Source organism: Anaerolineales bacterium (assembly GCA_015075625.1).
Taxonomy (GTDB): domain Bacteria; phylum Chloroflexota; class Anaerolineae; order Aggregatilineales; family UBA2796; genus UBA2796.
In genome coordinates this window covers 1,736,175-1,762,867 of record JABTTZ010000001.1, presented here as the reverse complement: position 1 = coordinate 1,762,867, position 26,693 = coordinate 1,736,175, and the positions used below count along the sequence as shown (strand labels likewise).

The following is a 26,693-nucleotide window of genomic DNA, read 5'->3' as shown; positions in this document are numbered from 1 at the left end:
GGCTAAGCGTAACCACCCCTACGGGGCTTGAAAGGCAAAGGCGGCACGGTGTATTCCGTTTCAAGCCCCAACGGGGTGATCAGCCTTAGCGCGGGCGTTTTAACCCCGCGCCCTCCTACGGGGCTTGAAAGGCATCCCGTGCGGCGTCACCAGCACCAAAGTCTCCTATGTGAATTCAAAACGAATTTTGTGTGAAAAATAGTTTATCAGGATTCGTTTTTCGTTATAATAAGGTTTGTTTTAATAACCCGTCTTAGACACAAGGTAAGTGAACACTTTCGTTCGAGTCTGTAGGGATGATTTTTTCGGACAAAGGAAAAGCCGTTCCACACCGTCATATCGCCGCTTACGTCATGCGAAAGGATGCATCATGAAGAAACGCCTCGCCATCTTGTTTGTACTTATTGTCACGATCGGCATTGTGACTACGGTTCATGCACAGGCACCAACGCTAACCACATTGACTTTCAGTGATGATCCAAGCACTCCTCATGTTGGAATATTTGGTGTTAATCCCGTTGTCTATGCCGATAACGCTGGACCTACAATCTACAATTTTACACTTCCACCATGTGGTGGATTTACAAGTGGGTTTAACATTCCTAGTGGTTATCTATGGCTTCAGATAGGAGGGTTCGTTTCTTGCTTTACTGGCGCAGGGGATGGAACAGTTTTCACTATCACCGCCGGCGGAATGTTGGGATCCCCGTCATGTACAATGACAATCGTTGGTCCCTATCGATATTGCAATATTTCCCCAGATAATGACAATGATGGCGTTCCCAACTACCTTGATGCCTGCGTCGATACGCCCGGTCTGCCCACCTACAATGGCTGCCCCCCACCCGATACAGATGGAGATGGGGTAACCGATGATGTTGACCAATGCCCGACAACCCCCGGCGTAGCGCCCGTTGGCTGCCCGGATGCGGATGGGGACGGCGTGTACGATCCCCCCTTCCCCGGTCCTACCGACCAATGTCCGACTACCGTTGGCGTAGCGCCGGTGGGCTGTCCTGATGCCGATGGGGATGGGATATACGACCCGCCCTATCCGGGGCAAACGGATTTGTGTCCGACCACCGCCGGGCTTACTCCCTTCGGCTGCCCGGACACAGACGGGGACGGGGTGTTTGAACCCCCCTTCCCCGGTTATTCGGGCTACCCGATTGATCAATGTGTGGGCGAACTAGGACCCCCTTCTAATCAGGGCTGTCCGATTGATTATGATTTCGATGATGATGGCGTCCTTGATGTGGACGACCGCTGCCCAACCGTCTTTGGCTATTTGGACAGCCTGCTTGGACCCGGCTGCCCGCATGAAATGCCAGCGCCTGAACCCACCCCCACCGCCCTCCCCCCCGTGAAAATCGTGACGGCGCTCTCGCCCGATCCCTTCGCCCCCTGCAACCTTACGGCGCAGCCGGGGAACACGCTGGAGGTGAACGTTCGCAGCCAGCCGACGACGAATTCCGTTGCCCTCGGTCAGTTTTTGCGCAGCGAAGGGCGTTTCGGCGTCACGCGGATCGATGAGGAAAACAACTTTTACGGGATCATGTTCAACGGGGTTGAAGGGTGGGTCAGCATGAGCGTCTCGCGCATTGGCGGGCTAAACTGCAACACCCTGAATGGACGCCCGACGGTGGACAGCCTGGCGCCCAAAGGCTACGACTCGATCATCAACCCCGTTTTGGATGTCCTCCCCCCCGATATTGAGGCGATTACCTACAAAAGCGTTGATGTTCTTTTGGGTGGCTGCCCACAGCTTGCCCCCGAATTCGTCCAATATGCGCTGACGCTTGCCAAAGGGAATGATGGGGTCACCCTCCTCAATGCCCTGATCGACCAGATTGGGGCGGCGGGAAGCGCCTGCGACAACACACTTGCCGTGCTGCGCGGGACAATGCCCCTAACGAACCTGCCCCCCGAAGCGGTTGTCGATGCCACGATTGCCCGCTGCTTGCCAAACAGCACGGTCAGCCACCGCGAACGGATCGGCGTCTATGTGAAGGATTTCGCCCTAAACCTGAACGAAACCGACGCGGATGCCTGTGCGCTGGTGAAGGGTGTCATTGCCCTAGAGGACTTCACCCCGACGGAAGATGCCTTTTACAAGGGCTTACAAGATTCCTGTAAGCTGAAGCCCAACGCCGCCTTTAAAATCACCCACTATGCCCTTCAATTGGGCGTCGATGTGCGCGATGTTGTCACAACAGTGGGCAAAGCGGCAGAGGGATCGGACGACTGTGACGTGAGCGGCATCCTTGAAAACATCACCAAGCGGCGCGGGCGCCCGCCGGCGGCAAACAACCGCTTTGCCGCTTGTCCAGACTGGGAAGCACAGTTTCTCCGCTTGAACCCCGCCGCCGAAGTGCGCGAACGAATCACGAACGCCCTTGACTCATGCAGCGCCGCGTCGGACTTTCTGAACTATCGCAAAACGCCCGAACTGCCGGCGAATGCGTCGTTCTTGCCCGTGCTTGGCTCGCCCGAAGCGCCCGAACTGCCTGTAGAGGTGGCGTTGGGAAGCTCCCCCGACACCCCCGCCGGATTCACAACCGTTGAAGTGACGCCCATCTTGGAGACGCCGCTCACCGTTGTGGAGGAAGTTATCGGCGGCGGTGGCGGCGGCGGCGAAACAACCAAGACGCGGGTCGAGGCGGCGGTCATCCTTACCCCGCGCATTGTCCGCGACGATCTGAGTGAAGGCGTCGGCTTGTTCATCGGCATCTCTGCCGATGGAAAATCGACGGACATTTACTACCTAAAGCACGGAGAAGCTGTTCCCCTGACGCCAAACACAGGTGAGAGCGAGACGAGTCTGGCATATGAACCAATCTCAAAACGCTTTGCCTACCTGCGTACAGGGGCAGACGGGGTGAGTCGCTTGATCATCCACTATGGTCTGTACGAAAAGTTTGCCGGGCAGATTGACGCACCAACAGGCTTGGCATTTGTCCCTGAATCGCGCTTGGCATGGTACGGCGGGCAAGAGATGTGGGCAACACTGCAAGACGAGTCAGGCGGGCGCCACATCGGACGCATCAAAGTTGACCTGTGCAGAGAAAACAATGCCTCCCCGGACTGTATCCGTGTGGTGGTGGCGAACGCGGCGAACCCGGTAGTGATCAATGCCAACCTGTACTATGAACGCCAAGAAGGGGAACGCAGCCTCATCTTCTATCGCAAGGCGACAGCGCTTAACAACGAGACGCTCTATAAAGATCAGCCAGAGGGCGCATCCTGCACCTACCCAAGCACATGGCGAGAGAAGGGGATCATGTTCCTCTGCACTGTCCCCAACCAGCGCGGCACGATGATCTACTTTGGTCTGGGGAACATTGCGCCGATTCTCTTGCCCAATTTCCCTCGGATCACGCGCTTGGAGAGCGTGAAGTACACAACGCTCTACGTGACCTTTGACGACGGCACAAAAACGTACCTTGTCTCTGTGGAGGGGGAAAGCAAGGGGAAGGTGCAAGAATACATCGCCTCACGCGGGAAAGCCTATGGCTTGCAGTGGATGGGGAGGTAGTTTTCCTTGCCGTAGGGGGGGCGCGGGGTTAAAACGCCCGCGCTAGGCATGATCACCCCGCTGGGGCTTAAATACAACACGGGGTGCCTTCCAAGCCCCGTAGGGGCGCGCGGGGTTAAAACGCCCGCGCTAGGACTAATCACCCCGTTGGGGCTTAAAACGGAATACACCGTGCCGCCTTTGCCTTCCAAGCCCCGTAGGGGTGGTTACTCTTAGCCCGCTGCTTTAGCGGCGGGCGACGGGGCGGACGCCAGCCCTATGGCGTCGTTTTAGGGAGATCGACAAAGGCGAAATGGAGGCTGCCCAATTCTGGCGGGGGGGCGACGAACGTATCCCGCTCCCAATAGACGGGGCGGATAAAGGCGGCGGGTTTCTTCCGCGCTTGCATCAACTTCAGGGCGTACTGCCATTCCTCTTGGCAATATTTCGATTGTGCCGAACGCGGTGACCAGAACAACTGGAAAATATCGGCTTTCTCGATGAACTCAACGAGTTTGGCGTTCCAATCCTCGCCTGGGCGGAGCGCATCTTTATCGCGCAGGAAGTCGTAACCAAGCGCTTTGTAGGCATTCCGGCAGGCAAGGACGATCCCTTCATCTTTGTGGCTGTAGGAGGGGAAAATCTGGCTGGCGCTGTAGAGTGAGGCGCTGATTGCCGTTGGCTGAACCTCTTGCGGCGGGGGGGCGGCATCCGCCTCGGTGAACAGAATCCCCAATTTGATCGTCCCCACGATGAGCGCCCCTACAAAGATTGAGACGATGATGTTTCCGGCAAGGTCTGCCATATCCGTCCGCGCTCGAAAGCGGAAATCAGCGCGGTGCATATCCTCTGCCCATTTAAAGGTGACGCGCTCTGGGTTAAAGATCACCCCTTCGCAAGCGGGAACGATGCTGATCTCTGTGCCGCGTGCCAGTTTCGCGGGCGGGCTTGCCTTTGCCTCGCGGGGGTTGCCGCCCATCTCCGCCTTGAAACGATCCGCATCGCGGCGGACTTTATCAAGGGCGGCGTCAATATGGGTGTAGACGAGCAGGCTGTACCACTCATCCACCGCCGCCTGACGGGGGGCAAACCCCGTGAAGCGCACATCCTCGGTGCTGACCCCCCCGCCGCGCAGATCGTCTGTGCCGCCCGGTGCCCCCTCACCAGCCGACACGCCCCCCACAGGGGCGGCAGCGATAGGGGCGGGCGGGGCGGGAGAGGCAGGCGGCGCGGGGGGCTTGGGCTGTTCAGGGGGGGTAATTCCCCGCATCGGAGGCAGCGGCTGCGTTTTCTCGTTATCGCGGTCTGGTTTCCAGGTGCGGCGCGGCGAGTCGCTTTTGCGCTGTTCTTCTTCGTCCTTGCTGGCGGCGGGCAGCGCTTGGGGCGGCGGCGGCGTCTCGGCGGGCGGCTCTTGCGGCGCTTTTTTCGGGGTGGGTGTGGTCAGCGGTTTCGTCACAGGCTTGCCAGCCGGCTTTGAGCCGAGTTTTTCCCTAACGGGTTCGGGTGTTGGCGGGGCGGCAGACTCTTTGGCGACCAACACATCGTCCAGCAGCAAACCGTCCTCAGTGTCCTCCCCCACAGAAGGCAGCGGGACGGGGCGCAGCGCCCGCAAAAAGGCGGGGAGCGTCGTCATCGTCAGCATGACGTGTTTCATATAGCGCGAGCGCAAATTTGGCGCTTCTTCCAACAATAAGGTAAAGATGGGCAGGCTTTGCTTATCGGCTTCATCCCACCACGCCCGGAGAGGCTGAAATTTTTCGGCGTTGCGGGTGATCACGATGATGATAAAGCGTGCCTCTTGCATCTTAAAGAGGATCGAATCGCTCCACGTCTCGCGGGAGCGGGCATAGTGACCGACCATGAAGGGTTTTAGCCCCACAGCGTTTAACTCACGGCGCAAGCCCTCTACGCGGGGGGCATCGTCTGGGGCATAGAAAAGATAGACATCAGACATATAGGGATAATGCCTCTCGTTCGGTATAGTGGGTGTGTCTCAGCTTATTTTTTTGGAATCTGTGAGGTTGGCTCATCGCCCGGACTGCCCTGATCGCTGCTCGGCAGGTTAGGACGCATCACCCTCGGATTCGTCGGCTCATCGTCGCCAAACGGTTTGGGGTTTGTCATGTCACTGACTTTCATCCCCCGTGCCATGCCTTTGGGAAGGTGGATGTTGTCCTCCTTGGCGGTGGGGAGGGGCGGAATATCGGGGACGGGGGCAACAGTCGCCAACGGGGTGACGGGCGTCCGCGCCACCTGACTTGTTTTGTCGTCAGGAACGGGAATCCGAAACTGACCGGTTGGTTCGGCATCGTCATCGGCAATGGGAACTTCCCATTCGGGGTGAAAAAAAACGGGGGGCCAATAGGACGGCGCGGGGGCAGCCGGCGGGCGGCGGCTATTCATGAGCGCCATCGCCCATATGACGATCAGCACCACCGCCCCAAAGATCAAAATGGTTGTTTGAGTAGTGTTCATTGGGTTGCCCCCTGCGTCGTTAAGTTAGCTATGTGTGCGCATGGGGACATTATAGCACGGGGCAGCGGATGGGGGGCTTTAGTTCGCTCCTAAGGTGCGCAGTACGGCGATCACGGTTTCGGTAGGGATATCCCCCCGCACCAGCGGGAATGCCGGCGCATGGAGCAGCACAAAACGCAGATCAGCGCCCTGTCGTTTTTTGTCCGTCTCCATCGCGGCGGCAATGTCGGCGGCAGACATCCCCGAAAGGTGTGTGGGCAAGCCCACCCCCGCCACGAGGGATTCCACGTGGGCGGGCAGTTCCGGCTCGCAGAGGTTCAGCGCCGCCGAAAGCCGCGCGGCGGCGATCAGCCCAATGCCCACCGCCTCGCCATGCCGCCACGCAAAGCCGCTGACGCGCTCCACCGCGTGGGCAAAGGTATGCCCCAGATTCAGGTGAGCGCGCTGCCCGTGTTCGTAGGGGTCGGCTTCGACAACGGCGATCTTGATTCCGACGGACTGCGGCACAAATCCCGCCGCCGCCGCCGCCGGATCGCCGCTGTGCATGTAGCGCTCAAGATACAGCAAATCGGGATCGGCAATCAACCCGTGCTTGATCGTCTCAGCAACCCCGCAGCGCCATTCTTCCGGCGGGAGCGTGCGCAGCGTCGCTAGATCAATGACGACGAGGGCGGGCTGTTTGAACGCCCCCACAAGATTCTTTCCCTGTGGCAGATCGACGCCCACCTTGCCGCCGACGCTGGCATCAACCATCGCTAAAAGGCTGGTGGGTGCTTGGACAAAGGTCACCCCGCGTAGAAAGGTTGCCGCCGCAAAGCCCGCCATATCCCCAATCACACCGCCGCCGAGAGCGATCACCACGCCGCCCCGATCCACCCCCGCCTGAAGGAAAGCATCATAGAGCGTCCGCACGGTGTCCAGTGTTTTGAACGCTTCGCCATCGGGGAGGGCGACCAGCGGGCAGCCCAAACGGGCGGCAAGCGCCTCCCCATAGAGCGGGGCAAGGGTCGTGTTCGTGACGAGGATCGGCGCTCCGCCAATGCCTTGCGCCGTCAGCAGGGCAGGGAAGGCATCAAGCAGCCCGTCGCCAATGTGAATGGGGTATGCCCCCTCCGGCGTTTTGACGGAGAGGGTGAGGGGAGTGCTAGGGTGGATCATGGCTTGTTTTTTGTCCGGTTTCCTCGTTGGCTGCTACACTCGTCGGGCGATGCTCTATGGTCGCCCCGACCTCCACCCCACCCTATGGGGACGCGCTGTAGGGGCGTGCGGTAACACGCCCGCTTTTGCCCTTTCCCCGTGGGAGAGGGGATAGGGGGCTTGGGTTCTTTTTCCTACGGGGCGGTGGTGGGCGTTGGCGCGGCGGGCGCGTCCCCACTCTCCACGATCAGAATGCGCCCCTCAACTGCCGGTGTGACAGGGCTGTTGAATTCGATGTAATTGATCACGACTTCGGAGATGAACCGCCCAAAATCGTAAGAGTCAATTGCCTTCTCCGCGAGAACATTATAGCCATCGCCGCCGCGCCGCAGGAAATCGATGGTGGCAACCGTGTAGATCGTATCGGGGACGATGGGCGTGAACGACTTTCCATCCTCGCTGGCGATCTCCACACTGACGATGCGCTCCCCGACGGGGGCGCTTAGCAGATAGCTGTAGCGCAGCCCGGAGACTTGTAAAAAGCGTCCTGTGCCGCTGTCAGCATCGACGCGAGACACGCTGTTTTCTAGCGCCAAAACGACATCCGAGCCGCGCAGTTTGAAGGTAGAGAGTAGATTCTCGAAGGGCAAAATTTCGAGGATTTCACCGTTCGTAATCGTCCCTGCGGGCAGTCCGGCGCGAATGGCGCCGCCGTTCATAATGGCGATCTGCGCCCCCGATTCAAAGCGCATAGCATCGGTAATCAAGTTGCCAAGGGCACATTCTTCGCCGCGACAATCAAGGGCAGCATTGCGGCGATCAAAGGGAAACTCGCCCGTTGCGTTGGCGGGTTCATTTTTGAGCGTGCGGATGGGCGTCGTCAGCAGTTCGTCCACCTTCACCTGAAAACCGCTGACGACGGCTGACACCGCCGGATCGGGGGCGATGTATTGGGAGAGGAAGATCGTATCGCCCGCCCATGTCTCGGCAACGCCCTCGGCGTTGAAAGTGACATCCAGCCGCCCCATAAAGAGCAAATTCCCGCCGCCCGCTTGGACGATTAAGACGGGTTCGCCGTCTTTGCTCTGGGCGACGGTGGGGTAAACATAGGCGGGGTTATCAACGCGGTAGCGGTTGCTCAGAAGGCTCCAACTGTTCCCGCCGATGATCACATCGACGCCGGAAATTTCCGCCGCCAACGCCTGATCTGCCTGATAGCCAATCTGCGAGAGGAGGATGATTTTGTTGACGCCCTCGTTGCCAAGCAGGATGACTTGCCGTTGAATGGCGTTGGCATAGCCGCCGTTGAAGGCGATTGCCTGACCGGGCGAGGATAGCCGAGGGGTGTCGGCAGGCGTCAAGCCGAGGATACCGATCTTCTCGCCGTTGACTTCGATGATCACCGAGGGGAGGATTTTGTTGCCCAAAATGGAGCGGCTGGCGTCAATGTTTGAGGACACGACGGGGAAATTAAGCCCCTCAATAAAGCGCAGCAGCGTTTGGTCGCCGTCGTCAAATTCGGTATTGCTGAGCGTCATTGCCTGATAACCGAGCAGATTCATGATCTGGACGTTATCGGCGCCCTTATAGATTTTATGAAACAGCGTTCCGGTGAAGCGCCCGCCCGCATCAAGCAGGATCGAATTTTTCGCCTTTGCCCGAATCTGCTTGATCACGGTTGCCTCACGGGCGGCGCCGCCATCACCGCTGCTTTCGGGCAGGTGGCGGGCGCGGGTGTCGTTCGTGTGCATGATCGTCAGCGTATACGTGGTGTCTTGTGCTTTTGTTGGCAGGGCGAAACCACCCCACAAAAGGGCGGTGATCAGACACCCCAAGAGCAGACCCCGCATGGAGATGAGATGGTTGGTAAATGAACGCATGAACGGATTCCCTTTTCGTTTAATGGGCTTTATGCAGTCACCCTCACCCCTAGCCCCCTCTCTCCTCGTGGGGAGAGGGGGAATCCAGTTTTGAGGGGCGTTCCCTTCAAACTCCCCCTTTCCTAAAACACAGGATAAACAAACCCACCTGCCTGAGGTGAGCTTTTAATGGTCTCTGCTGCCCACACCGCGCTGTAGGGGCAGCGCTGTGTGGTCGCCCATGGAAGCAGCGCCGCCGCGCGTCTGCCAAAATTTGGATTGCCCTCAGCCTAATTGGGCAAGGCAATCCGAAAGCCCACATCAATCGAGCGGACGCCGGGTTTGCCGCTGCTGCGGTGCGCCGTTCGCCCCTGATTCGGACCGTCTGACCACGACGCGCCGCGCAAAACACGCGCCTCGCCATTCATCACCCCAAGCGGATCGCTGATCTCATTCCGGTTTTGATACACCTGCGGGTCATACCAATCGGCAACCCACTCGCGGACGTTGCCGGCGAGATCAAAGATGACGTTTGGGGCGCGATCTGTGAGGTACGTTCCGACGGGTGCAGTCTTGAACAAGGGGTTTCCGTTCATCGCTGAGTCGTTGAGGTTGGCGCTGCCCGCTTTGTAATCATCCCCCCAGGGGTAGCGGCGGGTTGTCCCGCCTGTTGCCGCGTATTCCCACTCTGCCTCGGTCAGCAAGCGCCCTCCGCGCCAACGGGCATAGGCTTCCGCCTCGTACCACGAAACCCCCACGCGGGGCTGGTTAGGGGCATCAAAACCGCTGAAGGGCTGCGGAGCGCCAACGCCTTCTGCTTGCAACCATGCCCACCCCTCTAGCGACCAATAGCGGGCATTGTCATAGCCGCCGGCATCAATAAAGGCTTGGTATTGAGCGTTCGACACCTCATACTGGTCAATCCAGAAGCCCCGGCTCAGGCAAACCTTATGCTGCGGCGTTTCGTTAGGATCGGCTTCCCGGCGGAGCGCCGGGTTGCTGCCCATCTGAAAACAGGCGGGCGGCAGCCACACTTGGGCAATACCAAGCGCATCGGTGCGTGTGGCGCCAGCGGCGGGCATGGGCGTGGCGTTGGAGGCAGCCGCCGTCACGGGCAGCGGGGTTATCGTTACCTGCACAACAGCGGAGGTGGCGGCGCGGGTTGCGGTTGGGTTCGTGGCGGGTGTCCCGCGCAAGGCGGCAAAGGCAACGAGGACGATCAGCGCCGCCGAGACAAGCCCCGCCGCCAAGATCCAGCCCGGCACGCTGCGCCGAGGGTGAGGGAAGGCGTCCATCGTCGCCGTATCGTAATTGTAGGATGCCTTCAGCGCCTCAGTGAATTCGCCGGCTGCGTTAAAGCGCACCGCCGGGTCTTTGGCAAGGGCGCGGAGCAAGAGCGATTCGGCGTACTGCGGGATTTTGTCGTTGAATTCGCGGGGGGAGGGCGGAATCTTCGTCAGGTGTTCGTACATCAGGTGGACAGAGGTCTGCGAGCCAAAAGGGACGCGCCCGCTGAGCATTTCATAAGCAATGACGCCCAAGCTGTAAATATCCGCCCGTGCGTCCACCTCTTTTGTAGGATCCCACTGTTCGGGCGCCATGTAAGAAGGCGTCCCCACCGTCTGTCCGGTGGCGGTCAGCGAGGGGTTATGGAGCAGCTTGGCAATGCCAAAGTCGGTCAGGTAGGCGTTTTCCGCCTCGTCCAACAAGACATTCTGCGGTTTCAGGTCACGGTGGACGATGTTGCGGGCGTGGGCGTAATCCAGCGCCGCGCCGATCTGCGCCAACATGCGGAGCGCGTGCGGTGGGGAGACATGCCCCTTGCGCAGCCAATCGTTCAGCGTGCCGCCGTGCAGCAGTTCCATGACGATATAGACCGTATCATCCTGATGCCCGTAATCAAAGACCTTTAAAATATGGGGGTGGCTCAGGTTTGCCAAAAGCTGCGCTTCACGCTTGAACCGCGCTAAAAAGTCGGGGGATTGATGGAGCAGATCACTGTGAATGACCTTGATCGCCACCTCGCGGTTAATGGAGGGCTGCAAGGCGCGGTAGACACTTGCCATACCGCCGCGTCCGATGAGTGCTTTGAGTTCATATTGTCCGAGCGTTTGCCCGCTGAGATTATTCACGCCGCTCGTGTCTCCGTGTTAGGGAATAGATTGGTTGGATGACCCCACACCGAAGGTATTATAGCCTGAATCGGATTTGCAAAACGGACATTTGCAAAAAGCGATCACCAAAGTATGCGCCCGCCGCTAAAGCAGCGGGCTGAGACTAACCACCCCTACGGGGCTTGGAAGGCAAAGGCGCATCCTGTATTCTGGTTTAAGCCCCAACGGGGTGATCATTCCTAGCGCGGGCGTTTTAACCCCGCGTCCACCTGACCCCCGTTTTTTATCTGGTTGTACCCTCTGCACAACGAAATAAGAATATATTTGTGAGCAAAACCTGTTGACGCCGAACCCCTTTTTCGGCTATCCTTTACACAACACTCAGACAAAAATAATCTTAGGTTGGCTTTCTTGCCCCCTTTTTAGCAAAAAAGTGGGTATTGAAAGCCATTTTCGCACACCCGCAAGGTAAAAGGGGACGTTTATGAATCCGTTGATCGGGATACCGAGTTTCTACGACACCTCTGCCCCGGAAAGTATGCCACCGCGCTTTGGGATGAGCCGTCCCTACATTGGCGCGTTGGAGTGTGCGGGGGCGCTCCCGGTCATTCTTCCCCTTGCCTTAGGCTCAGACACGCTGCGCAATTTGTATGAGCGTCTCGATGGTGTCTTTATGGCGGGCGGTGGCGATCTGAACCCCGAACTCTACGAGGCGGAAAAGTACAGCAAAACGGGCGGCATTGATGCGCTTCGCGACGAGACGGAAATGACCCTGATGCGCTGGGCGCTGGCGGATAACAAGCCGATCCTCGGCGTCTGTCGCGGCTCTCAACTGCTGAATGTGGCAGCGGGCGGCACGCTCTATCAGGACGTGACCGATATGCTCCCCGACGCCATGCGCCACCAATATTTCCCCGAAAAACCACGCGAATGGGTTGCCCACAGTGTGGAAACCGTGCGCGGCTCTGCCCTCGCCGGAATTTTGGGCGGCGTGGCGCGGGTGAACAGCTTTCACCATCAGGCGGTGGATCGCGTTGCGCCGTCGCTGCGCGTTGCCGCCTATGCCCCCGATGGTGTTGTGGAGGCAGTCGAACACACCGAACGCGATTTCGTGATCGGCGTCCAATGGCATCCAGAAAGCCTTGCCGCCACCGATCCGGCGATGCAGAACCTCTTTGATACCTTTGTGAACGCGGCGATCAAGATGATGCGCCAGCCCCGCCGCGCCAGCGTGAGTGCGCCCCGTTCGGGAACAGACGCCAACCTGCATTAGCTGCTCAGTTTCTTTGCTCCTTATCCCTTTCACGGATGAGGGGCAAAGGGTGAAAATCATCCCCTGACCCTACAATACAGTCCTCCTTTAGCCAAATTTTGATAATCTCCTAAGAAAACCTCTTCAGGATGAGATAGAATAGAGACCGGCTAACCTATACAAAGCTGAAAAACACCCCCCCCTATAACTTTTTGTGTTGGCCACAGCAGGATTGAAACAAAGCGAACTCGAAGTGCTATCCTTGATCCTGGCTCGATTTCTTATCCCTAATAGGACTTACGCAGTTGAACCTGTTACCTCGTATTCATCGAAAGGGTGGATTGAGGGGGAAGCCCCTCAAAACCTTTTTTCCCCTTCTCCCTAAGGGAGAAGGGGTAGGGGATGAGGGCAAGTGCGTAACTCCATTAATGTCTGCTGAATGAAGGATATAACGATGCGTCTTGTTGATTTATCCGCGCCGATCTCCCAAAGCCCAGATACGACGCCACCCTTTCTCTGCACTGATATAACTTATTCTACTCACGCCGAGGGTGCAGCACAGGCAGAGGCGATTCTCGGTATACCACCGATTGTCTTTCGTGAAAGCGAAGGTTGGGCAGCCGAGACGTTCACCCGCTTTGGCACGCACGACAGCACCCATATTGACGCCCCCTGGCACTATAACAGCAAGTGTCAGGGGCAGCCTGCGCAAACTATCGATCAGCTTCCGCTAGAGTGGTTCTTTCAGGATGGCGTACTGCTTGACATGAGCCATAAACAGGATGCGGATGTGATGACCGTTGAAGATGCACAGTCCGCGCTGAAGCGCATTGGCTACACGCTTAAGCCGCTCGATATCGTGCTAATTCGCTGCGGTGCAGATGCCTTCTATGGACGCCCAGATTATCTATTTCACGGCTGTGGCGTTTCCGCAGAGGCAACACGCTGGCTGTTTGAGCAGGGCGTTCGGGTGATGGGGATTGACGCTTGGGGTTGGGATATGCCGCTGAATGTGCAAGCCCAGAAAGCGATGGCGGGCGGCGTGCCGACGCCCGGCGTGTTCTGGGCGGCTCATCAGGTCGATCTCCCTTATGCCCAGATCGAGCGACTGATGAACCTCTCTGAGCTGCCACCATTTGGCTTTAAGGTTTCCTGCTTCCCGCTGCGGATTACAGGCGGCAGCGCAGGCCCAGCGCGAGTCGTGGCAATCTTACAGGATTGATCTAATTTTAAGATAATTACTCACCTTACGCAGTTGGGTTTGTTCACCCCGTATTCGTCGAAAGGGGCAGTTTGAGGGGGAAGCCCCCTCAAAAAAGTGCATTCCCCCTCTCCCGCGTGGCGGGAGAGGGGTTAGGGGGGTGAGGGTCTGTGCGTAAGGTGAGATAATTAGCCTTATGGCGCAGAAACTCCACCTTGTGACCAATAGGTATCTATGCGTCTGGGGTGGAGAACGTTCAATGCGCCATTTCGTTCAGTTGAATCACTTAGAACTTACGCAGTTGAACGTGTTTACCCTGTATTCATCGAAAGGGGAAGTTTGAGGGGGAAGCCCCTCAAAAAATGGATTCCCTCTTCTCCCACTGGGAGAAGGGGGGTAGGGGGATGAGGGCAACGGCGTAACGTCTATCACTATCACTATTGGATAATATCTATTTCCTAAGCCAAATCGTTAAGAGTTCGTTTCGCCGTTGAAGGGAAACCGTGCTATTATGAGGAACATGATCATACTCCCACCCATTGCAGGATGAATTGCCGATGCGCGTCTTGATTATTTCTGACATTCACGCAAACCTCGCCGCGTTTGAGACCGTCCTCAAAGACGCCAAAGGCGCATGGGATTACGTTTGGTGCTTGGGGGATGTTGTTGGTTACGGTCCCGATCCTAACGAATGCTGTGAACTCTTACGGACACTGCCGCACCTGTGCCTTGCCGGAAATCATGACTGGGCGGCGCTAGGGCGGCTGGATATTCGCACCTTCAACGCCGATGCCCGCAAAGCGGTGACCTGGACGCAAGAGACGATGAAGCCGGAAAACATTGCCTATCTGGATGCGCTCCCCACCACCTTTGTTTTAGGACAGTACACCTTGGCGCACGGCAGCCCCCGCGAACCCGTTTGGGAATACATCCTGGATCCGCTCATCGCCGCCCTAAATTTCCCCCATTTCGAGACGCCCTACTGCCTCGTTGGGCATACGCACACACCGGTGATGTACAAGCTGCTCTCCGATAAAGGCGATACGGACGCCGTTAGCCCAACCTACCGCCAACCCTCGCCGTTGAATGGTCACCGCTTGATCGTGAATCCGGGCAGTGTGGGGCAGCCGCGTGATTCCAACCCTGACTCCGCCTATGGTGTCCTTGAGGTAGAGACGAACGTTTTTGAGTATCGCCGCGTCCCGTACCCGATCAAAGTGACCCAAGACAAAATGCGCAAGGCGGATATGCCAGAGCGCCTGATCGCCCGTTTGGAGCATGGCTGGTAAGGAGGGCGCGGACGCCCCAAGGGGCGTCCCTACGTTGCAACTACGTCCAGCCCCGTTGAGGGTACTGAAACGCGAGATCTTGCAGACGGCAGTAGACACCGTGAACGCGCTGCAACCACATCCAGCCCGTTGAGGGTGCTGAAACTCATTTATCTTGTAGTGGACCCAACGTGATTCACGAAACGACTGCTCACGCCGTCACCGCAACGGTGATTCCCGGACTCCATCAGATTGCCTTGCCCACCCCCTATCGCATTGGGGCGGTCAATGTATTCCTTGCCGAAGGCGACCCGCTCACGCTCATTGACTGTGGGGTGCGCGGAAGGCAAAGTCTTACCGCCTTGGAAGGCGGTTTAGCCGCGCTTGGCTACCGCCTTGCCGACATAAAGCGCTTGATCATCACCCACCACCACGCCGACCATCTAGGGCTTGCCCCGCAGATTGCCGCCGAGGGCGCGGCGGTTTGGGCGCACCCCCTCTGTGTCCCCTGGTTGGAACGCCCCGATGAATCACTTTGGAGGGAGCAGGCGTACATTGAGCGCCTTTTTCGGGCGCATGGCGTCCCCGCTGAGGCGCTGGCGATCATGGGCAGTTTTTGGCAGGCGATTCGCGGGCAAAAGGACGCCGCGCCGCTGGCTGGCACGCTTGACGAGGGCGCTTCTGTCCACATTGCTGGACGCCGCTGGCAGACCTACCACACGCCCGGACATGCGGGCGATTTGCTCTGTTTTTATGACCCCGAAGGGGCTGTGCTGCTGTCCTCCGATCACCTATTGGGGGAGGTCAGTTCTAACCCCGTCCTTGAAGCGCCCGCGACGGCGGATGCTCCCCGTCCGCGCCGCCTTCCCGATTACCTCCGCGAACTGCGGCGCATTGCCGCGCTCCCCCTCCAGATTGCCTATGCCGGACATGGCGAGCCGATCACCGACATTGCCGGATTGGTGGCGAGGCGGCTTGCCTTTCACGACCAGCGGGCAGCCATTCTCTATGGCTTTCTGGCTGAGGCGGACGGACAAACCCTTTATGCCTTGTCGCGGCGGCTCTTTCCCAAGATCACCGATGCGCAGATGTTCCTCACCCTTTCAGAGACGTTGGGACACCTTGACCTGCTGGAAGATGCCGGACGCATCCAAGCGGTGACGGACGACGGCGCAATTACCTATCGGGCTATCCTATGACCCCCCTGAATCAACCCTTATCCCCCGCCCTTCGCCGCCTGCTGACCGCCGTCACGGTGGTGGGCGGGATCATCGGGATCATCCTCAGCCGTGTCTTTCGGTGGGACGATGTGACGACCTTCATTGCCACGCTGTTGATCGCCGCGTTCTTAATTTTGATCACCATGATCATCTATTCGCGCCGCAGCCCGCCCTCGGCGGGAAAGAAGGGCTAAGCCCCTCATGCCCTACCGAATTGTGTTCATGGGAACGCCAGACTTTGCTGTCCCGCCCCTCCATGCGTTGATCGCATCGCCACAGTTTGCTGTTGCGGCTGTTGTCACGCAGCCAGACCGCCCCGCCGGACGGGGCAATAAACTTCAACAATCACCCGTGAAACAAGCGGCGTTGGCGGCGTCTTTGCCTGTCTTGCAGCCGGAAAAACTCCGTGCGCCGGGCGTCTTTGAATCGCTTGCCGCCTTCGCCCCCGATCTGATCGTCGTTGCCGCCTTTGGGCATATCTTGCGGCAGAATATCCTTGATCTTCCGCCCTATGGTTGTGTGAATATTCATGCTTCGCTGCTCCCTCGTTGGCGGGGGGCAGCCCCCATCCAAGCGGCAATCCGCGCTGGCGACGCCGAAACGGGGATCACGATGATGACGATGGATGCCGGTCTGGATACCGGGGCAATACTTCGCTCAGCGGCAATCCCGATCACGGCGACGGAAACAGGCGATACCCTTCACGACAAGATGGCGACGCTTGGCGGGGCGATGCTCATTGAAACGCTTTTGGCGTACCTTGCCGGAGCGATCACCCCAACGCCACAGGCAGAGACGGGCAGCACCTACGCCCCCATGCTGAAAAAAGAGGATGGGCGCATCGATTGGACACAGCCCGCCGAGGCGATTGACCGTCAGGTGCGGGCGTACCACCCCTTCCCCGGCACATTCACCTTTTGGAATGGGGAGTACCTCAAGATTCTGCCCGCGCTGACGCCCTCAACACCATCAGCGCCGCCAACGCTGGCGGGGGATGCCCCGCCCGGACAGGTCATTTTCCGTGATGGGGTGGCTGCCATTGGGACGGGGGCGGGGGTGTACATCCCGCAGCGGGTGCAGGTGGCGGGGCGTCCGGCGCTTTCCGTGAGCGATTTTCTCAACGGGCGGCGGGATTTTTTGGGGGCGCTGTTAGGACGGTGACGTGGGGCGGGGCAGGTTAAACCGCCCGCGCCTTTTCCGTCAGCGCCACAAACACCCCCGCCACAATCAGCGCCCCGCCCACTTGAAGGGTCGTCGTCAGCGCTTGGCGGAGGATGATCATGCTCAGAAGCGCCCCGACCAGTGGTTGGGCAAAGAAGAACAACGATGCCGTCGCCGCTGGCACAAGGGCAAAGGCGCGATTCCACAGCCACGCCGCGCCCGCCATACTAATGATCCCCACATAAAACAAGCCAACTAGAATCTCTAGGGTGAGTGGGGGGGGTGTCCAGCCGCTCAGTTCGGTTAGCCCCAGCGGAATGGCAATGCCCAAGCCGGCGACCATCCCGAACAGGGTCACGCTCAGGGTGGGGTGCTGTGTGGAGAGACGCCGCACAAGGACAGAATATGCCCCCCAAGTGACGGCGGCAAAGACCAGCGCCAGATCGCCCACGAACGCCTCTGAACGGAGTTGAAATGCCTGCGGGTTGAGGACGATCAAGACCCCTACCGACGCCGTGATCAGGGCGATAATCCGCCGTATCGTCAGCGGCTCGGCAAGGAACAGCGCCGCAAAGAGGACGATGAAGGCGGGCGCGGCGCTGGTGATCACCGCCCCGTTGATCGCCGTAGATCGCGCTGTCCCAAGCATCTGCGCCCCCACGCTGATGCCATAACCGAGAAATCCCACCGCAAGCAGCGCCCCCCAATCGGCGCGTCGTTTGGGAAGCGGCGTCCGCGTGAGGATCAGCAGAGCGAGCATGACCATCCCGCTCATGATCAGGCGAATCGTCAGCAAGATGAAGGGGGGAAAGACCTTCAGCAGTTCATCGGCAACGACATACAAGCCGCCCCAGATTGCCGCCGCGCCAATGCCATAGAGTGCCCCACGCACCGTTTGCGGCGTCATGAGGCGATCTCAATATCGTGCCAGAGCGGACTTTCGATCTCGCTGATCAGGGCATGGACGGCAGCCGCCCCCGCATAGCCGCTCTCTGGGGCGGCGTCGTAGAACGTCCAGCGCGTTGGGTCGTCCCCCTCGGCACGGAGAAGGCGCGGCGCACCGCCGGGTGTCACCGTGACCTCAAAGCTGCGCAGCGAAATCTTCATCCCCTCTCCCCGCGCCTTGATGTAAGCCTCTTTCCGCGCCCAACAGGTGAAAAAAGCATCCTGACGGGCATAATCGGGCAGGGCTAAGAGCGCCCGATGTTCGCCCGGGCTAAAGTAATGCCCCGCCATGCCCTTCAGATCGTCCAGCGGGCGAATCTGTTCGATATCAACGCCAATTGCCCGCCTATGGGTGATCCCGATTAAGAGGGAATCATCCGAATGGGCGAGATTAAACTGAAGTCCGCTGGCGGCGGGCTTTCCGGCAAGGGCGGGTTTTCCATCCGCGCCATACTGAAAGGTGAGTCGATCAGGCGGGAGGTCAAGCAGACGCCCTAAGACGATCCGCAGCAGCCCCCGCGCCACAATAAACCGCCGCCGAACAAGGGGCGAAAGGTAGCGTTTTGCCCGTTCACTTTCGTCCCCGCTGAGCAAAAAAGAAACGCGCTCCGGCGCAACGGAGTCCAGCCGTCCGCGCCAAAGATGAAGGGAGGATGAGGAGAGCATAGGCGTCATGTTTCATTCAGTACCCTCACTGGTTGGGTTGCAACCAGCCCTCTTACAAGAAGGACGGGCGTCGTTCGTTTACCCTTGATCACCACCGCCTGCCCATCGGTAAGTCTATCGTGATAAACAGGTCTGTCAACCGCTGAGGGGTCAATCTCGTTGAAAAATGCTGTAGAATCATTTCAGGTTAAGGTGTAAGCTGAGTTCAGCGGCGGATAGTATGCCCAATGAACGGCTCTCACGGCGAAAATTCCTGATCGGTCTGGTGGTGGCGGTGGCGGGCTGCCGTCCGGGGGGGCGGGCTGTGCCAACCCTGTATACAACGCGCTCCCCCAACGAATTGCCGTCCTCCCCGTCCGTTCCCCCGACCCTCACGGCGATTCCGGCGACGCTCCCGCCCGTCCCCGCCCGCGTGCCGCTCACCACCATTGAGCGGCTCTACATCATGTCCTTTCGCGGGCAGCCAACCTTTGATACGGCGGCATGGCGCTTGACCATTGATGGCTTGGTGAAGAGTCCGCTCACCCTGAGCGAAGGGGAGATTCGCGCTCTCCCCTCTCAAAAAGAAGAACGTACCCTGCAATGCATCAGCAACCCGATTGGCGGGGGGCTGATCGGAAACGTTGAATGGGAGGGGACGCCCCTTGCGCCGCTTTTGGCGCGGGCGGGGATTCAAGATGGGGCGACGCACGCCCTGTTTGAAGCGGCAGATGGCTATACCACCGCCGTCCCGCTCAGCCGCCTGACCGATCCCGACACATGGCTTGTTTATGGTGCGGGGGGAGCGCCGCTGACGCCCGCGCACGGCTACCCCCTGCGGCTGCTGATCCCGGCTGTGTATGGGCAGAAGCAGCCCAAATGGATCACGCGCATCACGCTGACCGACCAAGACCGTTTGGGCTATTGGGAGCAAGAGGATCGGGGGTGGTCGAATGTGGCGACGGTGAAAACGAACTCGGCAATCCGCCAGCCGGAAAAAACCGTCCTCCCCTTCACCGCCCCAATCCGCTTGGAAGGCTATGCCTTTGGCGGCGGGCGGGTGATCACCGCCGTAGAAGTGCGGATCAGCGCGAGGGATCAGGGGGAGTCGCTATGGACGCCCACCCGCTTGATTCGCCCGCCGTCGGGGAAAATTTGGACATGGTGGCTTTATGATTGGTCGCCGCCCGCGCCCGGACTGTATGAGGTTGCCATCCGCGCCACCGACGCCACAGGCTACAGCCAAACGCGGCTGGAGAGCGGCTTGTTTGGGAAACCCTTCCCCGAAGGCACGGATGCCATTCATAACGTCTTGATCAAAGTGGGCTGAAGCTAGTCCCTTATCCCCCGCCCCTGTGTACGGCGAAGGGGGCGGGGGATGGGGGGCGCAAAAACGGACGCATACAATGCGTCCCTACTACCCCCTTCACGCCGTCCTGTTCGGAGACGCCTTAAAGCGCCAACGCCCACTGCAAGGCGCGGACAAAGGCGCTGGCTGTTGGGTAACGGTCTTTGGGTTCTTTCGCCAAGACGCGCTCTAAAACCCTCACCGTTGCTGGCGGAAGATTGGGGTTGATAATGAGCGGACTTTCCGGCTTTTGTTGCAAATGGGAGAGAAGGAACGTCCCCCCGTGGATGGCTGCCCCTAAGACAACGCCGACCACCACCCATTTTGTTTGCTGGCGTTCGGTGGGGGTGGAGACGGCGCGGTAGCGGTAGACCTGTGCGGCAATAACTGGCACGGCAAAGATGGATAGGAAAAAAATACTGCGCGTATAGCCGCCGTTGGCAAGGGTTTGAAAAGGCGACAAGGCGGGAAATACGAGCGCTAAGGTTGCCCACGCCGCCGCTGCCATGCTGATGAACATCCCCCACCGAGGGACAAACCGCCCAGAGGGAAACACCCACCCCATTGTGGAGTAAATAACAACCGTTAGATTGAAAATCAGCGTGGGGAGTGGGGTGATCTCTGGATGATTCATCAACAGCAGATTCGCGCTAGGGGCAGAAAAAACATGCAGCAAGGCGGAAAAGGCGGCTAAGGCACGGACACGATCCGTCGGGCGTCGCCAAAAGAAGATCGTCCCTAAGACAGACCCGATCAGGGGGAGTAAAAATTGATAGAGAACCAAGCCATAAGCACAGGCGGGACGGGGGATGATCCCATTGGAGGCAGACAGCGAGCAGCTCGTTGTCGCCCATTCCACAAAGGCGTTAGGCAGCACCAACGCGACATGATGGGTGAACAGCACGGTAACGCTCAGAATCCAAACAAGGCGTAACGCGAATACGATAGAAGGGCGCGGGGTGGGGGCTGTTCCGCTGACAGAGGGCGTCGGTGCTTGTGTGTCGGAAAGAATCCGCGTCACATCAGCGGTATCGGTCATAGAGGCGGACTCCGTTGGCAGCGTAACCGTAAAACCTGCCGAGTATAGCCTGAGATGCGCCGAATAAGCACCCGCCAGATGCCGTTGGGGGGTGTTTCCCCCTCCTCTGGCAGGCTGAGGGGGCTAAGTACAACCACAATGAACAGGCTGCCTGGCGCATGATCCCGCCGCTAAAGCAGCGGGCTGAAAGCCGCCACCCCTTCGGGGCTTGAAAGACATCGTGGCACCGGTTGTTCTATCGTCTTCACCCCAAAGGACGTTTGTGGCGATACATAGGGTGTGTTGACAGTCTAACCCGCCATCCCGCCCGCCCCCTGTAGGGGCGCTTAGCCCACCTTTTCCCCGATGAACACCTTTGCCACGTTGAGCGCCTCGCTAAGTTTTGCCGCGTCTTTGCCGCCCGCTTGCGCCATGGTGGGCTTACCACCGCCGCCGCCGCCGACAATCGGCGCGATCTTCTTGATCACATCGCCCGCCCCAACGCGCTTCGCCAGATCGCCAGTCACGGCGGCGACAAGGGAGGGTTTCCCCTCATTCACCGTCCCTAAAACGACGACGCCCGATTTCAGGGCATCCCGAAACCAATCGGTCATCTCGCGCAGCATCTCCGGTGGGGTGGCTTCCACCTGTGCCACGAGGACATTCACTCCGTTCAGGCGTTCGGTCTTGCTCCGCAGCGCTTCAAATGCCGCCCGTGCCAGCGCCCGCTGTAGTTTCAGATTTTCTGCCCGTGCGCCGGCAATCTCCTGCTGCAAGGCGGTCAGGCGTTCGCCAACCTGATCGGGGGCGGTGTTCAGCGCTGCCGCAATGCCGCGCAGCGTCCCCAACTGGCGGCTGATGTACCCCTGCGCCGCATGTCCGGTGAGCGCCTCAATGCGCCGGACGCCTTGCGCTACGCCACCCTCGGCGGCAATCACAAATGTCCCGATCACCGCCGTTGCCGGAAGGTGTGTCCCACCGCACAATTCGTAGCTGTAGCGCCCGCCGTTTTTCTGGATGGTCACCGTGCGGACGCGCTCGCCATATTTTTCGCCAAAGAGCGCCATCGCCCCTTCGTCTCGTGCGGTGGCAAGGTCTTTTTCGGCAACCACCACCGGAAGGTTCGCCATGATCGCTTCGTTGATCGCCGCCGTGATCGTCGCCATCTGTTCGGGGGTGATTGGCGCATCGTGGCTGAAGTCAAAACGCAGCCGTTCGGGGGCAACCAGCGACCCTTTCTGCTGGACATGCGCCCCCAACACCGCTCGCAGTTGGGCATGGAGCAGATGGGTCGCCGTGTGGTTGCGCATAATGTCCATCCGCCGTGCGGCATCCACCCGCGCCACGCCGGAAACGCCGATGCGCGGCTGCCCTTCGACCACCTCGCCATAGTGGATGATCATCCCCCCAACGGGACGTTTCATATCCTCTACGTCAATCGCCCACCCCTCGCCACGAATCACGCCCGTATCGCTGACCTGCCCGCCCGCTTCGACATAAAAGGGCGTCTTGCCGAGGACAACTTCCACCCGATCCCCCACCGCTGCTGATTCCACTGGCTGCCCCTCACGGAGGATCGCTAGAATGTGAACGTTCCGTTCCAAGTCTCCATAGGGATCGTAGGTGACGCCATCGGCGCCCAACGCGCCAAGTTCCTGCAACCCCCTCAACAGGGTGGAATACACCTGCGTTTCATCAAAGGCGCCCATCGCCTGCCCGCCGCCGCTGGCAAGGCTGTGCTTCGTTTCTTCGGCAAGGAACGCCGCCTCGTCTAGGGCATAGCCCTTCTCTTTGGCAATATCGCGGGTGACTTCAAAGGGCAAGCCAAGCGATCCCTTCAGGAAGAAGGCGTCTGCCCCGGAGAGCGTCCCGCCTGTGGGGAGTTTCTCCAACATCTCATCGAGTTTTGCCAAGCCCGCCTCCAGGGTGCGGGAAAAGCGCACTTCCTCTTGGGTGATCGCCTTACGGATCGCCTCGCGCTTTTCATGAAGTTCTTTATAATGCCCGCCCATGATCTCGATCACCGTCTCGGCAACTTCGGCAAGGAAGGGCGCGGTGAAGCCGATCTTCCGCCCGTAACGCGCCGCCCGCCGAATGACCATCCGGCACACCGAGCCGCGATCTTTCGGTCCGGGCAAGACGCCATCGGCAATCAGGAAAGCTGCCGCCCGAATGTGATCGGCAATGACATGGTAGGGGATCGAATCCGCCTTGCGCTGCCCATCGCTTGCCCCGTTCAGCGCCTGAATCCGCGCCACAATCGGGGCGAACAAATCGGTTTCGTAGTTCGTCCCTGTGTTCTGCATCACATTCGTGATGCGCTCTAAGCCCATCCCTGTATCGACACTCGGTTTAGGGAGCGGCTCGCGTGAGCCGTCCGCTTTTTGGTTGTACTGCATAAAGACGAGGTTCCAAATCTCAATCAGACGCCCGCTGTCCTCAACGTGTTCGCGGGCAATCGTGTCGTGATCGGTGGGCTTGTGCGGCTCCCAGTCCCAGAAGATTTCCGAACACGGACCACACGGACCGGTCTCGCCCATCTGCCAGAAGTTTGATTTATCGCCCAGGCGGTGAACGCGCTCTTGGGGGACGCCGACTTCCTCCGTCCAGATGCGGAATGCCTCGTCATCGCTGGTGTGGATGGTGAAAAACAGGCGCTCTGGCGGCAAGCCGTAGACCTTCGTCAAGAGGTCATAGGCAAAGCGGCAGGCATCGCGCTTAAAGTAATCGCCAAAGCTGAAGTTGCCCAACATCTCGAAAAAGGTGTGGTGGCGGGGTGAGGGTCCGACGTTTTCAAGGTCGTTGTGCTTGCCGGAGACGCGCATACACTTCTGTGCTGTCGCCGCCCGCGAATAAGGGCGTTTATCCACCCCCAAAAAGACATCCTTAAACTGCACCATACCCGAATTGGCAAAGAGCAGCGTCGGGTCGTTCCCCGGCACAAGGGAGGACGAGGCGACGGGCTTATGCCCCATTTCCTCGAAAAACTCCAAGAACGACTGCCTGATCTCTGCGCTGGTCATTTTTTTCATGTGGGGCGTTCCTCGCTGGTGGTTAGGTGTGTTATGTGCTGCTGTGGTCGGAAAAGATTCCAAGAAATAGCCTTCATTATAAAGGGGGAGCGGCAAATACTGTAGGGGGAGTGCGGACGCCCCAGGGGGCGCCCCTACTATAGCAACCCATGTAAACGGAGAAAGGGAATGAATTTTCCCCCTCTCCTCGCTTGCGTGGGAGAGGGGGTAGGGGGTGCGGGGTTCTTCTGGCAAGACGGGCGCCCCTACGGATCATCCCGTTGGGGCTTGAATACACCATGATATGGGACGCCTTTCAAGCCCCGTAGGGGTGGTTACTCTTAGCCCGTCCCCTTTAGGGGCGGGCGATCCGGCGCACGCGGCGACCCTACGAGGGTGAGGGGGGCAGAAGGTAGATGCGATAGCCCGCCCGTTCAAAAAGCGGCTCAGAGAGCGGCAGCCAGGATGGAGGCGATTCGTTGGGCATGAGGACGAGCGCCGCATAGCCTGCCAACTGCCCGGCTTGGGGGGGGTTGCCCACCGTCACCCGGACGCCCTCGGCGTGGTAAGGGAGCAAGCCATCCGTCGTCCAGACCTGTGTTCCGGCGAAATGCGCCCGCAAGTAGAGCGCAGCCGCATAACGCGCCCCAAGCCGAGTCTCATACTTCCGCCCAAGCCCCATGAGCGGATCAGCGATGAGGGCGTCTTTAAAATCAACGGCGTTCCATGCCGCCGGCAAAGCAAGGACGATCATCACCACAGCGGCGAACAGCCCACCTAGCCGTTCTCTCGCGCCGAACAGCGGGGCAATGCCATCCAGAACACGGCGCACCACCCGCCCCGCCATGACCGCCACCAGCGGCGTGAGCGCCAACAAAAAGCGTCCATCGTAAGAGACAAGCCACCACCACGCGGCGAAAAAGGGTAGGTAAAGCGCCAGCAGCAGCGCCCCTGCCGCATCTCGCCGCCGTCGGGCGATGCCTGCAATCGCGCTGATCGCCGTCAGGATAATTCCCGCGCTAAAGATGATCCCAATCACCCCGTAGCGTGGATCGGCAAGGTAGGGGAAAAGCGTCGTCAGCGTCCGCTGTGCCAGCCACGTCCAGCCCGTCGGGGGGATGATGACCCCCGCCATGCTCAAGCTGCGCAGATACCAGGGGGCAGCGGTGGCAGCCACCCCCGCCGCACAGAGCGCCCCATAGATCAGCACCCGCCGAAAGGGGATTCCTCCCCCCCACCACAGAGAAATCAGCCACAGCCCGATTCCGGGCAGAATCAACAGACCGCTGTTTTTCGTCCACGCCGCCAAGCCAGCCATAATCCCCGCGAGGGCAGCGGAGAGGGGATGGGGAGCAGCCCGATCCGCCAAACGATAGAGGTAAACGGCGCTCATCCCATAGAAAAACCCTGTGGGCAGGTCGGCATAGCCCGCCGATGCCCAATGGGTGACCATTGGCGTTAGGGCGCAGAGCAGCGCCGCCAGCCTCCCCGTCCCGCCGCCATAGAGCGCCCTTCCCAAGCAATACGCCGCGCCAATGCTCCCCACGCTGAGCAGCGCCGAGACGAAAAGCGCCAGCCCTTCGTTCACCCACCCCGCCGCGCTATGCGTGAAGGCATAGAGCAGCGGCAGCAGCATCGGGTACGTTTCGTAAAGCATCCCTACGGGGAGGGTTCCGCTCAGGTAAATCTGTTTGCCTTGCCAGCCATAGATAGCAATCGCATCATCAATAGCAAAGACGCCATAAGCGGCGTTGAACAGGATGAGGACGACCATCCCGCCGATAATGCTCCCGCTGAGCCACACGGCGATAGGAAACGCAGATCGTTCTCGATGGGGCATTCGGAGGGAGAGGGGCATCGCCCGCCCTAAAACAAGCCACCCGCACGCCCCGCCACCAATGACCACAGCGGCAGGGATGCGCCAATCGAGGGGAAGCCCAAGCAGCCCACACCAAAGCATCGTCAGGGAGAGTGCGCCCGCCGCCAGCGCCAGCGCCGTACAGCCGACGAGGATCAGATCGCCCTCCGGCACGGCAAGACGCGCACAGGGATAGAGCGAGAGGAGGGTGACAAGCGTGAGCAGCCAGGGGAGGATGTCTATCATGGTTGGGGATTGTAGAAGGTCTTTCCGAAATAGCCTACAGTATTTTTCAAGGAGATTGACCCCTTAATGGTTGACGCCCCACGTATCACGATATAATTACCAATGGGGCAGGCAGTGGTGATCATGGGGTAAACGAACGACGCCCGCCCTTCTTGTAAGAAGGCTGGTTGCAGACCAACCAGTGACGGTACTGCAATAGTCGTCCGATAGGAACATGTCTAAAAGAACCCCGCGCCCCCTAGCCCCCCGTAGGGACGCCCCAGGGGGCGTCCGTCTATGATCCGCCCGCCCCTAAAGGGGACGGGCTGAAAGTAACCACCCCACAGGGCTTGAAAGGCGTCCCATATTCAAGCCCCAACGGGGTGATCAGCCTTAGCGCGTGGGCTTTAGCCCCGCGTCCTCCCCGCCCGGCGGGGCAACC

At 59.4% G+C, this 26,693-nt stretch carries 18 protein-coding genes; 8 read left to right on the top strand and 10 right to left on the bottom strand.

What is annotated here, in order from left to right:
• Positions 1-718: 718 nt before the first annotated feature.
• Complete coding sequence (locus HS103_07270) at positions 719-3,535, top strand: SH3 domain-containing protein (GenBank protein MBE7512599.1); 2,817 nt, start codon at positions 719-721, stop codon at positions 3,533-3,535.
• A gap of 256 nt (positions 3,536-3,791) precedes the next feature.
• Here the strand turns inward: HS103_07270 and HS103_07265 are convergent, their stop codons facing one another.
• The 5 genes from HS103_07265 to HS103_07245 form a co-directional block, all read right to left on the bottom strand.
• Positions 3,792-5,468 (bottom strand): toll/interleukin-1 receptor domain-containing protein, encoded by a 1,677-nt coding sequence (locus HS103_07265; protein ID MBE7512598.1) that lies wholly within the window; start codon positions 5,466-5,468, stop codon positions 3,792-3,794.
• A gap of 44 nt (positions 5,469-5,512) precedes the next feature.
• Complete coding sequence (locus HS103_07260; protein ID MBE7512597.1) at positions 5,513-5,989, bottom strand: hypothetical protein; 477 nt, start codon at positions 5,987-5,989, stop codon at positions 5,513-5,515.
• Between the two features lie 78 nt (positions 5,990-6,067).
• The gene (gene aroB, locus HS103_07255; protein ID MBE7512596.1) at positions 6,068-7,147 is read right to left on the bottom strand and encodes a 3-dehydroquinate synthase; all 1,080 of its coding nucleotides are present in this window, start codon (positions 7,145-7,147) and stop codon (positions 6,068-6,070) included.
• A 173-nt stretch (positions 7,148-7,320) separates the two neighbouring features.
• Positions 7,321-9,006 (bottom strand): 5'-nucleotidase C-terminal domain-containing protein, encoded by a 1,686-nt coding sequence (locus HS103_07250; protein MBE7512595.1) that lies wholly within the window; start codon positions 9,004-9,006, stop codon positions 7,321-7,323.
• Between the two features lie 269 nt (positions 9,007-9,275).
• On the bottom strand, positions 9,276-11,117 hold the full coding sequence (locus tag HS103_07245) for an SUMF1/EgtB/PvdO family nonheme iron enzyme (GenBank protein MBE7512594.1): 1,842 nt from the start codon (positions 11,115-11,117) through the stop codon (positions 9,276-9,278).
• A 466-nt stretch (positions 11,118-11,583) separates the two neighbouring features.
• On the opposite strand from HS103_07245, the gene HS103_07240 reads away from it, so the two are divergent.
• The 6 genes from HS103_07240 (at position 11,584) to HS103_07215 (ending at position 17,201) form a co-directional block, all read left to right on the top strand.
• Complete coding sequence (locus HS103_07240; GenBank protein ID MBE7512593.1) at positions 11,584-12,372, top strand: gamma-glutamyl-gamma-aminobutyrate hydrolase family protein; 789 nt, start codon at positions 11,584-11,586, stop codon at positions 12,370-12,372.
• Between the two features lie 433 nt (positions 12,373-12,805).
• On the top strand, positions 12,806-13,573 hold the full coding sequence (locus tag HS103_07235; GenBank protein MBE7512592.1) for a cyclase family protein: 768 nt from the start codon (positions 12,806-12,808) through the stop codon (positions 13,571-13,573).
• Between the two features lie 536 nt (positions 13,574-14,109).
• Positions 14,110-14,841, top strand: coding sequence for a metallophosphoesterase family protein (locus HS103_07230; GenBank protein MBE7512591.1), 732 nt, complete (start codon positions 14,110-14,112; stop codon positions 14,839-14,841).
• Positions 14,842-15,011: 170 nt separating this feature from the next.
• On the top strand, positions 15,012-16,019 hold the full coding sequence (locus HS103_07225) for an MBL fold metallo-hydrolase (protein ID MBE7512590.1): 1,008 nt from the start codon (positions 15,012-15,014) through the stop codon (positions 16,017-16,019).
• Entirely contained in the window at positions 16,016-16,234 is a 219-nt protein-coding gene (locus HS103_07220; protein ID MBE7512589.1) for a hypothetical protein, read from the top strand. Before HS103_07225 ends, HS103_07220 begins: the two co-directional genes overlap by 4 nt.
• Before the next feature lie 7 nt (positions 16,235-16,241).
• Positions 16,242-17,201: a methionyl-tRNA formyltransferase gene (locus HS103_07215; GenBank protein MBE7512588.1), complete on the top strand. Its 960-nt coding sequence runs from the start codon at positions 16,242-16,244 to the stop codon at positions 17,199-17,201.
• A 16-nt stretch (positions 17,202-17,217) separates the two neighbouring features.
• Here the strand turns inward: HS103_07215 and HS103_07210 are convergent, their stop codons facing one another.
• Both HS103_07210 and HS103_07205 read right to left on the bottom strand, forming a co-directional pair.
• The gene (locus tag HS103_07210; GenBank protein ID MBE7512587.1) at positions 17,218-18,108 is read right to left on the bottom strand and encodes a DMT family transporter; all 891 of its coding nucleotides are present in this window, start codon (positions 18,106-18,108) and stop codon (positions 17,218-17,220) included.
• Positions 18,105-18,821 carry a 4'-phosphopantetheinyl transferase superfamily protein gene (locus HS103_07205; GenBank protein ID MBE7512586.1) on the bottom strand — a complete coding sequence of 239 codons (717 nt, stop codon included), beginning with the start codon at positions 18,819-18,821 and terminating at the stop codon, positions 18,105-18,107. The genes HS103_07210 and HS103_07205 overlap by 4 nt, the downstream gene beginning before the upstream one ends.
• 211 nt (positions 18,822-19,032) lie before the next feature.
• On the opposite strand from HS103_07205, the gene HS103_07200 reads away from it, so the two are divergent.
• On the top strand, positions 19,033-20,121 hold the full coding sequence (locus HS103_07200; protein MBE7512585.1) for a molybdopterin-dependent oxidoreductase: 1,089 nt from the start codon (positions 19,033-19,035) through the stop codon (positions 20,119-20,121).
• Between the two features lie 121 nt (positions 20,122-20,242).
• Here the strand turns inward: HS103_07200 and HS103_07195 are convergent, their stop codons facing one another.
• The 3 genes from HS103_07195 to HS103_07185 form a co-directional block, all read right to left on the bottom strand.
• A complete protein-coding gene (locus HS103_07195; GenBank protein MBE7512584.1) occupies positions 20,243-21,178 on the bottom strand; it encodes a hypothetical protein in 936 nt (311 codons plus the stop codon).
• Between the two features lie 326 nt (positions 21,179-21,504).
• The gene (gene alaS / locus HS103_07190; protein MBE7512583.1) at positions 21,505-24,189 is read right to left on the bottom strand and encodes an alanine--tRNA ligase; all 2,685 of its coding nucleotides are present in this window, start codon (positions 24,187-24,189) and stop codon (positions 21,505-21,507) included.
• Between the two features lie 367 nt (positions 24,190-24,556).
• Positions 24,557-26,272 carry a glycosyltransferase family 39 protein gene (locus HS103_07185; GenBank protein MBE7512582.1) on the bottom strand — a complete coding sequence of 572 codons (1,716 nt, stop codon included), beginning with the start codon at positions 26,270-26,272 and terminating at the stop codon, positions 24,557-24,559.
• Between the last annotated feature and the right edge of the window lie 421 nt (positions 26,273-26,693).

Bases quoted from the DNA above. Each gene is read 5' to 3' on its own strand.
- HS103_07220 (MBE7512589.1), top strand. From the start codon at position 16,016: ATGACCCCCCTGAATCAACCCTTATCCCCCGCCCTTCGCCGCCTGCTG.
- aroB (MBE7512596.1), bottom strand. From the start codon at position 7,147: ATGATCCACCCTAGCACTCCCCTCACCCTCTCCGTCAAAACGCCGGAG.
- HS103_07250 (MBE7512595.1), bottom strand. From the start codon at position 9,006: ATGCGTTCATTTACCAACCATCTCATCTCCATGCGGGGTCTGCTCTTG.
- HS103_07230 (MBE7512591.1), top strand. From the start codon at position 14,110: ATGCGCGTCTTGATTATTTCTGACATTCACGCAAACCTCGCCGCGTTT.
- alaS (MBE7512583.1), bottom strand. From the start codon at position 24,189: ATGAAAAAAATGACCAGCGCAGAGATCAGGCAGTCGTTCTTGGAGTTT.
- HS103_07200 (MBE7512585.1), top strand. From the start codon at position 19,033: ATGCCCAATGAACGGCTCTCACGGCGAAAATTCCTGATCGGTCTGGTG.
- HS103_07235 (MBE7512592.1), top strand. From the start codon at position 12,806: ATGCGTCTTGTTGATTTATCCGCGCCGATCTCCCAAAGCCCAGATACG.
- HS103_07240 (MBE7512593.1), top strand. From the start codon at position 11,584: ATGAATCCGTTGATCGGGATACCGAGTTTCTACGACACCTCTGCCCCG.
- HS103_07205 (MBE7512586.1), bottom strand. From the start codon at position 18,821: ATGACGCCTATGCTCTCCTCATCCTCCCTTCATCTTTGGCGCGGACGG.
- HS103_07210 (MBE7512587.1), bottom strand. From the start codon at position 18,108: ATGACGCCGCAAACGGTGCGTGGGGCACTCTATGGCATTGGCGCGGCG.
- HS103_07265 (MBE7512598.1), bottom strand. From the start codon at position 5,468: ATGTCTGATGTCTATCTTTTCTATGCCCCAGACGATGCCCCCCGCGTA.
- HS103_07195 (MBE7512584.1), bottom strand. From the start codon at position 21,178: ATGACCGATACCGCTGATGTGACGCGGATTCTTTCCGACACACAAGCA.
- HS103_07260 (MBE7512597.1), bottom strand. From the start codon at position 5,989: ATGAACACTACTCAAACAACCATTTTGATCTTTGGGGCGGTGGTGCTG.
- HS103_07185 (MBE7512582.1), bottom strand. From the start codon at position 26,272: ATGATAGACATCCTCCCCTGGCTGCTCACGCTTGTCACCCTCCTCTCG.
- HS103_07270 (MBE7512599.1), top strand. From the start codon at position 719: ATGACAATCGTTGGTCCCTATCGATATTGCAATATTTCCCCAGATAAT.
- HS103_07215 (MBE7512588.1), top strand. From the start codon at position 16,242: ATGCCCTACCGAATTGTGTTCATGGGAACGCCAGACTTTGCTGTCCCG.